Origin of the sequence: Candidatus Fukatsuia endosymbiont of Tuberolachnus salignus, assembly GCF_964030845.1 — a bacterium.
Lineage (GTDB): Bacteria > Pseudomonadota > Gammaproteobacteria > Enterobacterales > Enterobacteriaceae > Fukatsuia > Fukatsuia symbiotica.
Genome location: NZ_OZ034983.1, coordinates 637,563 through 652,550, shown reverse-complemented (window position 1 = coordinate 652,550; position 14,988 = coordinate 637,563). Strand labels below are relative to the sequence as shown.

At 42.6% G+C, this 14,988-nt stretch carries 13 protein-coding genes; 6 read left to right on the top strand and 7 right to left on the bottom strand.

What is annotated here, in order from left to right; translation table 11 throughout:
* Nucleotides 1-18: 18 nt before the first annotated feature.
* The 4 genes from htpG to dnaX all read right to left on the bottom strand — a co-directional run bounded on the left by htpG (nt 19) and on the right by dnaX (nt 5,220).
* Nucleotides 19-2,004, bottom strand: coding sequence for a molecular chaperone HtpG (htpG, locus tag AAHH42_RS03315; protein ID WP_119797693.1), 1,986 nt, complete (start codon nt 2,002-2,004; stop codon nt 19-21).
* A 344-nt stretch (nt 2,005-2,348) separates the two neighbouring features.
* Complete coding sequence (gene recR, locus AAHH42_RS03310; protein ID WP_072550386.1) at nt 2,349-2,954, bottom strand: recombination mediator RecR; 606 nt, start codon at nt 2,952-2,954, stop codon at nt 2,349-2,351.
* The gene (locus tag AAHH42_RS03305) at nt 2,954-3,265 is read right to left on the bottom strand and encodes a YbaB/EbfC family nucleoid-associated protein (protein WP_072550387.1); all 312 of its coding nucleotides are present in this window, start codon (nt 3,263-3,265) and stop codon (nt 2,954-2,956) included. The genes recR and AAHH42_RS03305 overlap by 1 nt, the downstream gene beginning before the upstream one ends.
* 86 nt (nt 3,266-3,351) lie before the next feature.
* Complete coding sequence (dnaX, locus tag AAHH42_RS03300; protein ID WP_072550388.1) at nt 3,352-5,220, bottom strand: DNA polymerase III subunit gamma/tau; 1,869 nt, start codon at nt 5,218-5,220, stop codon at nt 3,352-3,354.
* A 211-nt stretch (nt 5,221-5,431) separates the two neighbouring features.
* Here dnaX and AAHH42_RS03295 point away from each other — a divergent pair, with 211 nt between their 5' ends.
* The gene (locus tag AAHH42_RS03295) at nt 5,432-5,761 is read left to right on the top strand and encodes a hypothetical protein (protein WP_072550389.1); all 330 of its coding nucleotides are present in this window, start codon (nt 5,432-5,434) and stop codon (nt 5,759-5,761) included.
* A 91-nt stretch (nt 5,762-5,852) separates the two neighbouring features.
* Nucleotides 5,853-6,299, top strand: a complete 447-nt coding sequence (locus AAHH42_RS03290) for a YcgN family cysteine cluster protein (protein ID WP_072550390.1) — start codon at nt 5,853-5,855, stop codon at nt 6,297-6,299.
* A gap of 296 nt (nt 6,300-6,595) precedes the next feature.
* Here the strand turns inward: AAHH42_RS03290 and dsbB are convergent, their stop codons facing one another.
* Nucleotides 6,596-7,126, bottom strand: a complete 531-nt coding sequence (gene dsbB, locus AAHH42_RS03285; RefSeq protein ID WP_072550398.1) for a disulfide bond formation protein DsbB — start codon at nt 7,124-7,126, stop codon at nt 6,596-6,598.
* A 260-nt stretch (nt 7,127-7,386) separates the two neighbouring features.
* On the opposite strand from dsbB, the gene fadR reads away from it, so the two are divergent.
* Complete coding sequence (fadR, locus tag AAHH42_RS03280; protein WP_072550391.1) at nt 7,387-8,076, top strand: fatty acid metabolism transcriptional regulator FadR; 690 nt, start codon at nt 7,387-7,389, stop codon at nt 8,074-8,076.
* Between the two features lie 78 nt (nt 8,077-8,154).
* Entirely contained in the window at nt 8,155-9,231 is a 1,077-nt protein-coding gene (gene dadX / locus AAHH42_RS03275; protein WP_342221676.1) for a catabolic alanine racemase DadX, read from the top strand.
* Between the two features lie 51 nt (nt 9,232-9,282).
* Here dadX and gapA read toward each other — a convergent pair whose 3' ends face one another.
* A complete protein-coding gene (gene gapA, locus AAHH42_RS03270) occupies nt 9,283-10,290 on the bottom strand; it encodes a glyceraldehyde-3-phosphate dehydrogenase (protein ID WP_072550393.1) in 1,008 nt (335 codons plus the stop codon).
* Between the two features lie 395 nt (nt 10,291-10,685).
* Here gapA and AAHH42_RS03265 point away from each other — a divergent pair, with 395 nt between their 5' ends.
* The gene (locus tag AAHH42_RS03265; RefSeq protein WP_342221675.1) at nt 10,686-10,958 is read left to right on the top strand and encodes a YeaC family protein; all 273 of its coding nucleotides are present in this window, start codon (nt 10,686-10,688) and stop codon (nt 10,956-10,958) included.
* Between the two features lie 49 nt (nt 10,959-11,007).
* On the opposite strand, the gene sppA is transcribed toward AAHH42_RS03265, so the two are convergent.
* Nucleotides 11,008-12,837 carry a signal peptide peptidase SppA gene (gene sppA, locus AAHH42_RS03260; protein WP_342221674.1) on the bottom strand — a complete coding sequence of 610 codons (1,830 nt, stop codon included), beginning with the start codon at nt 12,835-12,837 and terminating at the stop codon, nt 11,008-11,010.
* Nucleotides 12,838-13,053: 216 nt separating this feature from the next.
* On the opposite strand from sppA, the gene AAHH42_RS03255 reads away from it, so the two are divergent.
* Nucleotides 13,054-14,976: a DNA topoisomerase III gene (locus tag AAHH42_RS03255; RefSeq protein ID WP_342221673.1), complete on the top strand. Its 1,923-nt coding sequence runs from the start codon at nt 13,054-13,056 to the stop codon at nt 14,974-14,976.
* Nucleotides 14,977-14,988: the final 12 nt, after the last annotated feature.

The window sequence follows — 14,988 nt, the reverse complement described above, 5'->3', positions numbered from 1 at the left end:
GGGGGCAATTAAGAAAAATTACGCGCTCAATAGTAGCTTATTCATGCGGTTCATAAATTGGCTAGGATTGTCTAACGTACCTCGTTCAGTCAGTAACGCCTGCTCAAAAAATAGCTCGACCCACTCTGCAAATTGACTCTCATCCTCAGTTTTAGCAACACGTTTAACTAATTCATGCTCTGGATTTAGCTCGAGAATATATTTTACTTCCGGCGCTTTTTGGCCGGCAGCAGTAAATAATTTCGCCATCTGAGTGCCCATTTCATTGCTATCCGTGGTGACGATAGCCGGCGTCCCTGTTAAACGATGTGTTAATCGTACATCTTTTACCCTGTCGCCTAACAGTGTTTTTACTCTTTCGATACAAGGCGCCAACGCCTTTTCTGCTGCTTGTTGTTCAGGGGTTTCTTCATCAGCCAGCTTTTTTAACGAATCGTCAACCTGACTCACTGATTGGAATGCTTTACCTTCAAATTCAGTTAGATGGCTCATCATCCATTCATCGATACGATCGGATAATAGTAGCACTTCAACCCCTTTCTTGCGGAATAATTCCAGGTGTGGACTGCTATTCGCCGCGGTGTAGCTATCAGCAGTGATAAAGTAAATTTTATCCTGCTCCGCTGTCATTCGTCCTTTATAATCCTCCAGAGAAATGGTTTGTTCTGAGCTGTCATTATGTGTTGAAGCAAAGCGTAATAGTTTAGTCATGCTTTCTTTATTAGCATGATCTTCGGCTGGTCCCTCTTTTAAGACCAGACCAAATTGTTGCCAGAACTGCTGATATTTTTCGCTGTCTTTTTCGGCCAGATCTGTCAACATTTTCAACACACGTTTTGTTAATGCGCTCCGCAAATTTTGAGTAATTTTGGTATCTTGCAAAAGTTCGCGTGATACATTGAGCGGTAGATCATTCGAATCAACTAAACCACGAGTAAAGCGCAGATAGTTAGGCAGGAACTGTTCTGCTTCGTCCATAATGAATACCCGCTGCACATAAAGCTTTAACCCGTGTTTGTGTTCACGGTTCCACAAATCCCAAGGTGCTTGTTTAGGGATATACAGTAAGCTGGTATAGTCTTGCTTACCTTCCACACGGTTGTGGCTCCAAACTAATGGATCGTTAAAATCGTGAGAGATATGCTTGTAAAATTCTTTGTGCTCCTCGTCCTTAATTTCACTTTTACTACGGAGCCATAGTGCCTTGGCTTTGTTAATCGGTTCCCAGGTGACCGTTTCCTCTGTTTCATTAGGCACTGGAGGATCTTGAGCGGTATCATCACTCGCTTCAGCGTCGACAACAGATTCGTTATCTGCATCTACGTTTTCATCTTTTTTGGTTTCTACCGCGGGTTCTACTTTTGTTTTATTTTCGATTTCTACCGGTAACTCGATATGGTCGGAATACTTTTTGATGACTGAGCGTATTTTCCAGTTGTCGAGATATTCATCTTCACCTTCACGTAGATGCAGTGTAATTTCAGTACCGCGATCTTCTTTGGGGATGGTGGCGATAGTATAATCACCCTCTCCGGCAGATTCCCAAAATACGCCGGCATCGGTTGGCTCACCAGCAGCACGGGTACGAACAGTGACTTTATCTGCTACGATAAAAGCAGAATAAAAGCCAACGCCAAATTGACCAATTAACTGACTGTCTTTGGCTTGATCTGACCCCAGAGACGCAAGGAAATTTTTGGTGCCCGATTTAGCAATGGTTCCCAAATTATCAATCACTTCATCATAACTCATACCAATGCCGTTATCGCTTAGGGTCAACGTGCGTTTTTCTTTATCAACCGAGACACGAACTCGCAATACAGCATCGCCGGCATAGAGTTCAGGCATCGAAAGTGCACGAAAACGCAGTTTATCAGCGGCATCCGAAGCGTTTGAAATCAGTTCACGCAAAAATATTTCTTTATTGGAATAAAGCGAGTGGATCATCAAATGGAGCAATTGTTTGACTTCAGATTGAAATCCACGAGTTTCTTGATTTTTCATATTCATTAAATTACCTCAATCCAAGGCTGGTAAATAAAGCAGTGTCAACTAAATGGGGGTAACAATGAAGGGTTTCAAGTGAGAAAATCGAAAAATCAGCAAAAAGAGACGATGGTCAATGAATTATTCGCAAGTCAATCAATGAACGAGTCATCTATGACCATTAAGAACCTATCCAAATTTTCTTGAACGACCGCTCAGACAAGGAAAAAATGGGTGAAAAAGCACAGTTTACTCTTTGTATACAAAAGGAAATAAATGAGTATTTTGAGCACGTTTTTGACGAATGACTTGACCAAAATACGGCGAGCACAAGAGATTTCGAACAGGTTCTAAGAATGATGTCAGTATATTAGCCTCTGTCGCCCAATCAATGAATGCGATAAAGTGGTGCCATCAACCATTTCCAGTTCACCACCAACGGGTACACCATGAGCAATTCGGCTAGCTGGAACCCGATATTGCTGACAGATTCCACCGATATACCGTGCCGTGGCATCCCCTTCAACCGTAGGGTTTGTCGCCAGGATCACCTCACTGAAAGTCTCACTTGCCAGGCGACTTGCTAATAAATCCAAACCAATATCAGTGGGACCGATGCCATCCAACGGAGACAAACGCCCCATTAGCACAAAATAACGACCAGAAAATTGACCGGTTTGCTCGATAGCATGGACATCCGCTGGGCTTTCAACCACACAGATTTGACCATTTTTCTGTCGATACGGATTAACACAAACAGTACAACTCTTTTCCTCGGTAAAAGTACGGCAACTGACACAATGGCCAATGTTAGACATCGCCTGTGTCAGCGATTGCGCTAATCGCATACCACCACTACGATCCCGTTGTAATAAATGGAAAGCCATCCGTTGCGCTGATTTCAAGCCGACACCAGGTAAACAGCGTAATGCTTCCATCAAGGATCCAAGTAAAAGAGGGGTTGACATCAGAATGGTATCTGCATGCCTGGGGGTAATGGTATTTCGTTGACCACAGATGCCATTTTCTTTTTTTGTAGTGCCGTAAGACGCTTCACTGCATCGTTATACGCGGCTGCAGTCAATTCTTCTAACATTTGTTGACCATCATTCATCAGGCTGGGATCAATTTCAACTCGCTTACAATTGTAGGTTCCACTTAGAGTCACTTTTATTAAACCTGCTCCTGACTCACCGATTACTTCTAATTCGGCGAATGTTTCTTGCACTTTTTGCATACGGTCTTGCATTTTCTGGGCTTGTTCCAGGATATTTAACATAGTGATTTCTCGTCGTCAGGCCGCGGTGCTGTATCATGTATTGATCGCGGGAGTTAAAAGGGTACTTTGTAACATTAGCTGAATAATTAGATTGGTGTGATACTTTCTTCATCCAGATCAGCATCAAAAAAACGACGTAGCGTTTGGATGTTGTTATCCGCCACAATCGATTGACGCGCCTGCGCCAGTTTTTCTGCGTAAATGGCTTGGCGCCATTCTGACGGAGTGAGTTGTGCCGTATTATCATCTTCAACCACCTCGAGTTCAACCTGTTTACCGTACAAAGCGCTCAGCGCATCGGCTAAGGTTTTTTGTGTCGACAAGGAGTTCAAATGGCGTTGTGCAGAGCGTAAGTGGAGGCAAATATTCTCAGGCGCAATTTGTTGTTTAAACGTGTTTAGTGCTAGCTGCTGTACCATTTTAGGCATAGTTAGCTTATCTAGCTCCTTAGCCCAGGGATCGCGAATAATGGCTTCTTGCGTCAATTTTTCCATTAGTTCAGGGTTTTCTTTATTTTGTAATGCGTTACGTAAAGTTTGTAGTATCGTCACCGCTTTTACGGCAATCGGCTGCGTTTTCGCCTGCCAGTGATAAGCCTTTTTTGTATCTGTCCTGTTTTTTTCAACTGGTAGGCTTTTTTCAGCGGATGGTTTTTTCTTAGTCGATAGATCTTTTTTTTGCTGGAATAACTGTGTTTGTGCCTGCAACAACTGAACCGTGATAGTAGAGGGAGTAGATCGGGTTTCGTTGTTAGTGCTATCTATATCATTAATCGTAGAGCTAACAAGTGGTGGAGTAACAGTAATATTTTTTTGTGGCGTGTTCAACGGTCGCACCTGAGGTTCCGAGATAGGTGTTTGTGGATGAAATGCCAATGCACGCAGTAAAGTCATTTCTACCCCCATACGTCTATCTGGGGCATAAGACAGTTCTTTGCGCCCGATAAGTAGCGTTTGGTAGTAAAGCTGAATATCAGTTGGAGGCAGTATTTTTGCCAGTTCGTGTAAACGTTGTTCTGTTAGCGTATCCTGATCATTTAGCGGACTATCGAAGGGTGTAGGCAATAATTGCATCATAGCAATACGATGTAATAACGTTAACGCCTCAATAAGGAGGTTTTCCCAGTCGACACCCCGTGATGCCACTTGTTCTACCTGAGCCATTAATTGTACGCCATCAGCGCTAACCAGTGCTTCAATAATGGCTAATGGCTGTGCACCATCCAGCGTGCCAAGCATTTGGTTGACGGGAGCCGTAGTCACTTTGCCTTGTCCGATGGCAATGGCTTGATCGGTCAGGCTCAGTGCGTCGCGCATACTACCGTTCGCTGCTTTAGCTAATAACTGCAGAGCGTGAGGATCACTGATAATTCCTTCGGCCTGTAAGATTTTTTCCAACTGAGTACAGATTTGTTGCACATTTAACGCTTTCAGATGAAATTGCAGACAACGTGAAAGGACAGTGACCGGCAATTTTTGTGCATCAGTCGTGGCAAGAACAAATTTTACATGAGCGGGGGGCTCTTCTAGCGTTTTCAACAGTGCGTTGAAGCTGTGACGAGAGAGCATATGAACTTCATCGATCAGATAAACTTTAAAACGACCACGCGCCGGCACATATTGTACATTATCCAATAGTTCACGAGTGTCTTCCACTTTAGTACGTGAAGCGGCATCAATTTCGATCAAATCGACAAAACGTCCTTGCTCTATTTCCTGGCAATGAGTGCATTGTCCACAAGGAGTCGAGGTGATTGCTTGCTCACAGTTAAGCCCCTTCGCCAACAAGCGGGCAATCGACGTTTTTCCAACGCCACGCGTGCCGGATAAAAGGTAGGCGTGGTGAATACGCCCTAACGAAAGGCCATTAGCCAATGCCGTCAGCACGTGTTGCTGACCTACCACCGCATCAAAGGTTTGTGGGCGCCACTTACGGGCAAGAACCTGATAGCTCATTAATTCCAAAAAAGTCAGACAATCCGGTTCACCATGCTAACACAGCCTTAAGGTTAACGGCCTCTATATTAGCCACAAATTTTCAGTTTTTTAGAAAAAATTCTGAATACCTGGACGCAAAACCCTGAATCAATGACTCCGTAGAAGGTTTTAGCATTGTGATATATGATACTGCCTTTACTGATACTGAGGTTATGCACGGAGATTAATAATGAAACGAAAATTTCTCGGTCTATTGCTAGTTAGCGGTGCAGCGCCTTTTACCTTTTGCCTTGCTAGCCCTGATTTTACTTATCACCCTCCTGTGCCTGAGCACAGCCAACCTTCACCTGAATATTTGGAAAAAAGAAAACAGTTAGACGATCTTGAGGAATTACAGAAAAAAGCAGCAGCAGAAGAAGATGCTAAGAAAGAAGCTGCTAGAATAATGGAAGAAAAGATACAGGAAGAAAGACTGGAACGACAAGAAGCTCAAAGGGGGAAAAAAGAACGGGATTATTACTCCTGTAAAGAGAAAGATGTATGTGGATACTATTATTAGCGAACACAATAGATTCCAAACAAGTTTTTGTGTATCGATACTTCAGCAGTTGTTAACTTAGCCTGAACTCATATTGCAATGGATACTGAATATGTCACAACTTCCTTTTTGGCAACAAAAAACTTTGGCTGAAATGTCAGACGAAGAGTGGGAATCGCTTTGCGATGGATGCGGTCAATGCTGTTTAAATAAACTTATCGATGCCAACACTGACGAAATTTACTTTACTAATGTGGCCTGTAATCAGCTTAATCTCAAAACTTGTCAGTGCCGTCACTATTCTCGTCGTTTTGAGTACGAAAAAAATTGCATTAAATTAACGCGTGAAAATTTGACAACACTCAACTGGCTTCCTCATACCTGTGCTTACCGTGCACTCGCTGAAGGCCATGATTTGCCTCTGTGGCACCCGTTGTTAACAGGATCGAAAACCGCAATGCATGGTGAACGTATTTCGGTACGCAATATTGCCGTACATGAAAGTGAAGTATTTGACTGGGAAGATCATATTATCAATAAACTTGATAGAATCAGATAGTCATTAACTTTCATGATTTATGAGATTTTTTAACTATGTTGCTTTTACCTGAAAATTTTAAAGCGTCACTATAACAGTATCACTTAATATATCGATGGGGTACACCGCCAAATGCAGATCAGGTAGTAAACTATCACTGTAAATCTCTTAATGACACATAAATCATCTATATCTAATGAAATAGATATATTTTTTAATGAGAATGTGATTGTATTTTTATTGATAGATATATTTAACGATACGAATAAAAAATGGCACTTTTTCGGTGCCACTTCAGTTAAGATGATCAATAAAAATTAGCGTTTAAAAAGATAAGGTCTTTTCGGTTTTATCCATTGACTCATAAGAACCAATATACCGATCAACAGATAAGTAGAAAAAATCGCCAATAACCACTGCGGCATGCTAAACGACATAAATTGCCATTGTTGCAGTGAACAATCACCCTGGGCAACAAATATACTTGGCAACCATTTGTCTAGTGGCAACCATGTGGGGAAATCAACAAAAAAATCGCAGCGACTAAAGGGGGATGGAAATAATTGTTGCATGATATGTTGCCAGGTTAATTGAATACCTTTGCCAGCACTGTATAGCCACAAAAAAATAGCGACATAGCGTAGTGGTGAATTAGGAAAGAGAGCACCTATTAATGATGCAACAATAATTCCCAGTAACACACAACGTTCATAAATACACATCACACAGGGTTGCATCAACATGATGTGTTGGAAATAAAGCGCGATGAGTTCAAGAATTATCCCTGACAGACCGATTAAAAACCAGGCACTGCGCCCTTTAAAGCAACGATTGAAAAATTGCAACATATCTTTATATTCCATGCAATGAGCTATTTCTTCCTAGTGTAAACGAATTCATCCATAATTTGCAGGCTGGGTAACATCAGATATTCATAATCATCCTTGTATTACGATTACTGCATGCCAGGCGCTTTGACTTCACATAACGAACTACAGTTTCACAAGAAGTCTAATAATTAACAGACCTCTTTTGAAACCGTATTTTCATCTGGTATGATGAGTGTCATCAATTCGCCGATAAATATCGTTATGGAATGTTATAGCAGATGGTCATAAAAGCGCAAAGTCCTGCCGGTTTCGCTGAAGAATATCTCATTGAAAGTATTTGGAAAAAACGTTTTCCACCGGATTCATTTCTGCCAGCGGAGCGGGAACTTTCAGAGCTTATTGGTGTTACTCGCACCACGCTACGGGAGGTTTTGCAGCGTTTGGCGCGTGATGGTTGGTTAACCATCCGTCATGGTAAACCGACAAAAGTCAATAATTTTTGGGAAACATCGAGTTTAAATATTCTGGAAACGTTAGCAAGGTTGGATAACGATAGCACACCGCACTTGCTCGAGCACTTACTGACAGTACGCACTAACATCGCCTCTCTCTTCGTAGGTACCGCATTTTGCAAAAACCCAGATAAAGCGCAAGAAATTTTGGCAACGGCTGAAAACGTGGAAGATCACGCAGAAGCGTTTACTACACTAGACTGTAATATTTTCCGGGCGTTGGCCTTCGCTTCAGGTAACCCCATTTATGGTTTAATTCTAAATGGATTGAAAGGGCTTTATAGCAAGATGGGGCGTTATTATTTTTCGAATCCTGAAGCACGTAAACTGGCTACGAGTTTTTACTGTCGATTAGCAGCTTTATGTAAAGAAAAAAATCACGAACAAATCATAGATTGTCTACGAATTTACAATAAAAACAGCAGAGCTATTTGGCAGGATATGCAATGTCAGTAAAAAAAAAAGTCTGTTGTGCTTTTTCGCTCATGACGATCTAAACAGGTTCTAACATCATCTCTTATTTAAGGAAGTATCGTGCCACGTCCAATATCTGCCATTTTGAACCTTTCTGCTCTGAGTAACAATCTGAAGGTGGTACGACATTATGCGCCAAAGGCTAAAATATGGTCAGTAATAAAAGCCAATGCTTATGGACATGGTCTAGCTCGTGTTTGGCAAAGTTTGGCCACGACTGATGGTTTTGCCCTGTTAGATCTGAATGACGCTATTTTTCTGCGTGAACAAGGCTGGCAAAAGCCGATTTTATTGCTGGAGGGATTTTTTGAAGCATCGGATTTGCCGTTGTTGGATCGGTATCGTCTGACCACAACAGTGCATAACGCTTGGCAATTAGCCACGCTAAAAAAGGCAAAGTTGGAAACACCATTGGATATTTATTTGAAATTAAACAGTGGGATGAATCGCTTAGGCTTTTCCGGCGAAGCTATGTATAAAATTTGGCAAGAAGCGAAAGCGAGCAATAATATTAGCAAGATAACGCTGATGAGCCACTTTGCTAATGCTGATAACACCGTGGGTATACAAGATCAGTACACCTTTATCGAGGAAAGTTGTAAGGGTATTCTTGTTGAACGTAGTTTAGCGAATTCTGCTGCTATTTTATGGCATCCATCGACACATTATGATTGGGTACGCCCAGGGATTATTCTCTACGGTGCCTCACCCAACGGTCATGTTACCACTCTTAAGGATACAGGATTACGCCCTGTAATGAGCTTACATTCAAAGTTATTGGCTGTGCAGACCCTGGAAGCCGGTGCCGGTGTTGGTTATGGTAACTGTTACCATACCAAAACTGCCATGCGTATTGGTATCGTGGCTTGCGGTTATGCCGATGGTTATCCTCGCCATGCGCCCCAGGGCACACCTATCATCGTCGATGGTATTTTAACCCATACTATAGGGGCGGTATCCATGGATATGTTAGCCGTAGACTTAACGCCTTGCCCTCAAGCAGGGATTAATAGCAAGGTAGAGTTATGGGGAGAAAATCTATCGATTGATGAGGTTGCGGCAGCGGCAAACACCATCGGCTATGAACTCATGTGTGCGTTAGCAGCAAGAGTCCCTGTCGTATCACATCTTGATTGATGAAAAAACCACCCGTAGGTGGTTTTCAAGTCAGATCGGAATAAAGATTCATTATTTGCTGATATAGGTAATGAGGTCTAGCACTTTATTCGAGTAACCGGTTTCATTATCGTACCAGGCAATCAGTTTTACAAAATTATCGTTCAGTGCAATACCGGCTTTGGCATCAAACACTGAAGTCAGCTGTTCTCCATTGAAATCACTGGAGACAACTTCATCGTCTGTATAGCCCAAGATTCCTTTTAGTCCATCTTTATCTTCATCTTCAGCGGCCGCTTTAATCGCTGCACAGATTTCTCTGTAAGTCGCAGATTTCGCTAAGCGTGCTGTGAGATCAACAACGGAAACGTTCGCTGTTGGCACGCGGAAAGCCATCCCTGTCAATTTTCCTTCCAGTTCAGGGATCACCTTGCCTACTGCCTTAGCGGCACCGGTGGAAGAAGGAATAATATTCTGTGATGCACCGCGTCCGCCACGCCAATCTTTGTGAGAGGGGCCGTCCACTGTTTTTTGTGTCGCAGTGGTTGCATGTACCGTCGTCATTAACGCTTCAACGATGCCAAATTTATCATTGATGATTTTTGCTAACGGAGCCAGGCAATTGGTGGTGCAAGAAGCATTGGAAACAATCTCCTGCCCAGCGTAAGTTTTATGATTAACCCCCATGACAAACATCGGTGTATCGTCTTTAGAGGGGCCAGTGAGCACCACTTTTTTGGCTCCCGCCGCGATATGCTTACGGGCGGTTTCATCGGTAAGAAACAGCCCTGTCGCTTCTGCTACAACACTAACATTAACTTCGTTCCATTTCAGGTTAGCAGGGTCTTTTTCAGCGGTAACACGGATAGTTTTACCATTAACCACCAAATCACCGTTTTTTACTTCTACAGTACCGTCAAAACGACCATGTGTAGAATCGTATTTCAGCATATAGGCCATGTAATCGGCATCCAACAAATCGTTAATCGCGACGATTTCGATGTTAGAACGTTGTTGAGCAGCACGGAAAACAATGCGACCGATACGACCAAACCCATTGATACCTACTTTGATAGTCATAATATTCCATCCGCTATGTCTTAATGAATACAAAAGTGGCGAGTAAAATTACAAAAACCTCAGCAAGCGTCAAGTGGAATCGTGTCAATACGCGTTATAAATTAAAATCAGACACAGGGAGTTATGAATTATGACGAATTTTTCGTTATCATGACGCCCTGTATTCCGGTGTTCACTTAGAACCTATTCTAAATCTTCTTAAGCGACACTCAGACAAGGAAAAAACGGGCGAAAAAACGCAGTTACTCTTTATACAACAAAAAGGAGGTAAATGAGTATTTTGAGCCTATTTTTGACGAATTACTTGACCAAAACACGGCGAGTATAAGAGATTTCGAATAGGTTCTAGAGAAAGAATCGATTTAGCTTGATATATGTTTTACTAAGGATGTCTGATGGAACTTGATGATTTAATTGCCAGTATCACCCCTGAAATTTACCAACGTCTACTACAGGCGGTGGAGTTGGGCAAATGGTCAGATGGGAATGTGCTGACATCAACACAGAAAGAGAACAGTTTGCAAATGATTATGCTGTGGCAAGCACGCTACAACCATGAAGCTCAACATATGAGTATCGGTACTGACGGTCAGATGGTGATAAAAAGCAAACAGAAATTACAACAGCAGTTTACTCATCCAATGCTGATTAAATTGAAACCACAATAGATCTAAAGCCCGACTACTGCCGGGCTAGATACAAGAAATCAAGGGCTTATCAGCGAATATCGCCGCAAGTTAAACACAATGCATAACGGTTTTGCGGATCATTAAATTGATTGAACGAATCCGTTTGGTCCTTCACCACGGTCGCCACAGCAGACAACGGAGCAGGTAGCATTGCCTGTACTGAAACGCCAATTTGGCTCAAAATCATATCACTCAGGCTAGGCTGATCAACAAACCATTGCAATTCATAGTTATCAAGCTTCGCCAACTCAGCCGCTTTTTTCACCGCATCATCAAAATTGCCCAATTGATCGACCAGATCGTTATTTTTAGCATCTGATCCCATCCATACACGCCCCTGAGCAATCTGATCGACTTGCTCAGGTGTTTTGTGACGGGCAGTAGCAACCAAATTAATAAAAGTTTGGTAGCCATGCTCGATATTGATTTGCATCATCTGGCTAAACTCAGAGGGAAGTGCCTTGGTCGTGGCAACATCCGCCAGCGGTGAAGTTGTTACTCCATCGGTATGTACACCAATACTCTCGAGTGATTTATCAACGGTATTGATCACACCGAAAATACCGATAGAACCAGTGAGAGTACTTGGATTAGCGATAATATAATTAGCAGGAGTAGAAATCCAATAGCCCCCTGATGCGGCCATTCCGCCCATAGAAACTACCAGTGGTTTACCTGCGGCACGGAGCGCCACTAATTCTGAACGTATCACTTCAGAGGCGTTAACACTGCCACCCGGGCTATTTACTCGCAAGATAACGGCTTCAATTTTAGGATCTAGGCGTGCCTGGCGGATTTGTGCGGCGGCAGTATCTCCACCGACGCTACCTGGCGTCTGCAAGCCATCGACAATAGCACCATTGATCAGAATGACCGCTATTTGGCTATCTTGCTGTGGTTTTTCTTTTGTTTGATAGTTGTAGATGCTGATAAAGTTAAAATCGTTATTTTGTTTATCCCAACCAAAAATGTCAGTCAATTCGGCTTCTATAGCGGAACGAGAAGCCAATCGATCGACAAGTTTATGATCCAATGCATACTGAGCTAAATTGCCACCAACGGCCTGCAATCGGCTCACAATATCGGTAGCCGCATTTGGGAACAGCTGCTCTTTACTGAGATTTCGATTAGAAGCTACCTCTATCAGGTAATTTTGCCATAACCCTTCTATCCAACGACTGTTCGCCTCTCGTGCTTCCGGAGACATGTCATCACGGATCATTGGCTCAACCGCAGACTTATAACTACCCACACGGAAGACATGGGTCGTAATTTTTAGCTTATCTAACAACGATTTATAGTAGAGGGTATTACTGGAAAAACCTTGAAGTTCAACCGAGCCCTGTGGCGATAGATAAATTTTGTTGGCAAAACTGGCCAGATAATACTGAATCTGATTGTAACTATCACCAATGGCGTAAATCGGTTTACCGCTGTCACGAAACTCGCGTAACGCATTACCCATGTATTGTAATGACGGTTGGTCTGCACCGACAAAGTTATTTAACGACAGCACGATACCGGTAATATTGTCATCAGCCTTAGCTTGGCGGATGTTTTCTACTACCTCAAACAAAGAGTTTTCCTGTAAACGGGTACTGGAAGATCCCAGCAGCTCACGACCCCATTCTCGTAATTTATCATTCACGATCGGTTTGTCGACAACAACACCACTTAAATCAACTAATAACGCGCCCTTGGCAGGATCCGCGGGTTTATTTTGAAACTGAAAATAAAGGCCAATACCAATTAAAATCAACAGAATAAAAAATAAATTAAGGAAAAATTCTCTGACAAAATTGAGCAAACGCCACGTACGCCGGACAGTACCGGCAATAAATCGCCACAAAATGCGCATGTAGTCTCCAATACAAATTTAACAGGTAGTCACATCCTAATCATCCCTAAAATAAATGTCAGCCTTAATTATCTTGCCAACTCTGTTAATTAGCAATTATTGACACCAAACCGGCAATATATGTTATTTTTAGCTTAAAATGAAAATTGCTATCAGAAGAATTGATCAGGATCCACTACTCATTTTTAAATTTTGTGCAATCTCTTAGGGTGGATAATGCAGCTTTTTATTGCCGAAAAACCCAGTTTAGCGCGTGCTATTGCTGATATATTACCCAAACCGCATAAACGTGGTGACGGTTTTATCGCCTGTGGTGATCATCATATGGTGACTTGGTGTATCGGGCATTTATTAGAGCAAGCACCACCGGATGCCTATCATAGTCGTTATGTCCGCTGGTTATTGTCTGATTTACCTATTATTCCTGAAAAATGGCAACTGCGGCCGCGACCAGAGGTAAGTAAACAGCTCAATGTGATTAAAAAGTTATTACAGCAAGCTGATGATGTGGTTCATACCGGTGATCCGGATCGTGAAGGACAATTGCTGGTAGACGAAGTACTCAATTATTTAGCATTGACACCTTCAATGCGGCAGAATGTCCGTCGTTGCCTGATCAATGATCTCAACCCATCGGCAGTTGAACGGGCGGTAAAACAATTACGTTATAACCATGAGTTTATCCCGCTCTGTGTATCCGCATTGGCACGATCACGAGCGGATTGGTTATATGGCATTAATATGACTCGTGCCTATACCCTTCTTGGTCGTAGTGCTGGGTATGATGGTGTACTGTCAGTTGGAAGGGTACAAACCCCAGTATTAGGATTGGTAGTGCGTCGTGATGAAGAGATTGAAAATTTTGTCGCAAAAGACTTTTTTGAAGTCAAAGCGCATATCATCACTCTCGCACAAGAACGTTTCGTTGCCTTCTGGCAGCCTAGTGATGCCTGTGAAAGCTATCAGGATGAAGAAGGGCGGTTATTACATAAGTCATTGGCGGAACATGTCATTAATCGCATTACCGGGCAGCCAGCATGGGTTACTTCATACAGTGATAAAAAAGAATTAGAAACCGCACCACTGCCCTTTTCTTTATCGACATTGCAGATAGAAGCTGCCAAGCGTTTCACTTTAAGTGCGCAACAAGTGCTCGATATTTGTCAGCGTTTGTATGAAACCCACAAATTAATTACTTATCCTCGCTCGGATTGCCGCTATTTGCCCAAAGAGCACTTTGCTGAACGCCATGCGGTATTCAATGCTATCAAGCACCATCAACCCACTCTGCTGCCACTATCAGTGATCGATGACGAGCGCCGTAACCGTTGCTGGGATGATAAAAAAGTGGACGCACATCATGCTATTATCCCAACTTCACTTGCCCGCAAAATTAATCTGACTCCAGATGAAAGCAAAGTTTATGGCCTGGTAGCAAGGCAATATCTGATGCAATTTTGCCCAGATGCGCAATTTCGCAAATGTGTCATTGAACTGGAGATCGCGGGAGGTAAATTTATAGCAAAAGCACGTTTCCTTATTGCTGCAGGTTGGCGAACATTACTCGGTAACAAAGAACGCAACGAAGAAGACGAAGGCACACCACTACCGGTTGTCAAAAAAGGGGATGAATTACTCTGTGAAAAAGGAGAATTAGTCGAACGGCAAACACAGCCTCCACGCCCCTTTACTGATGCAAGTTTACTTTCGGCTATGACTGGGATTGCACGCTTTGTACAGGATAAAGAATTGAAAAAAGTATTGCGTGCTACCGACGGTTTAGGTACTGAAGCAACCCGGGCAGGTATTATTGAGTTACTTTTCAAACGTACTTTTTTATTTAAAAAAGGCCGTTACATTCATTCCAGCCTTACTGGTAGGGCGTTAGTTCATGCATTGCCTGCTATCGCGACCGGTGCTGATATGACAGCACGCTGGGAAGCAACACTAACACAGATAAGCGAAAAAAGTTGTTGCTATCAAAATTTTATGCAACCTTTAATAGCCACATTACAAAGTTTAATCTATCAAGCACAACAAAAGAGTTCATCTCCGGTATTTAATGGATTACCTGACATCCCAGTAACGGCTATTAAGAAAGAGAAGAAACGCCAGTCTACCAAACTGAGGAAGAAATAGATGATGAAAGCA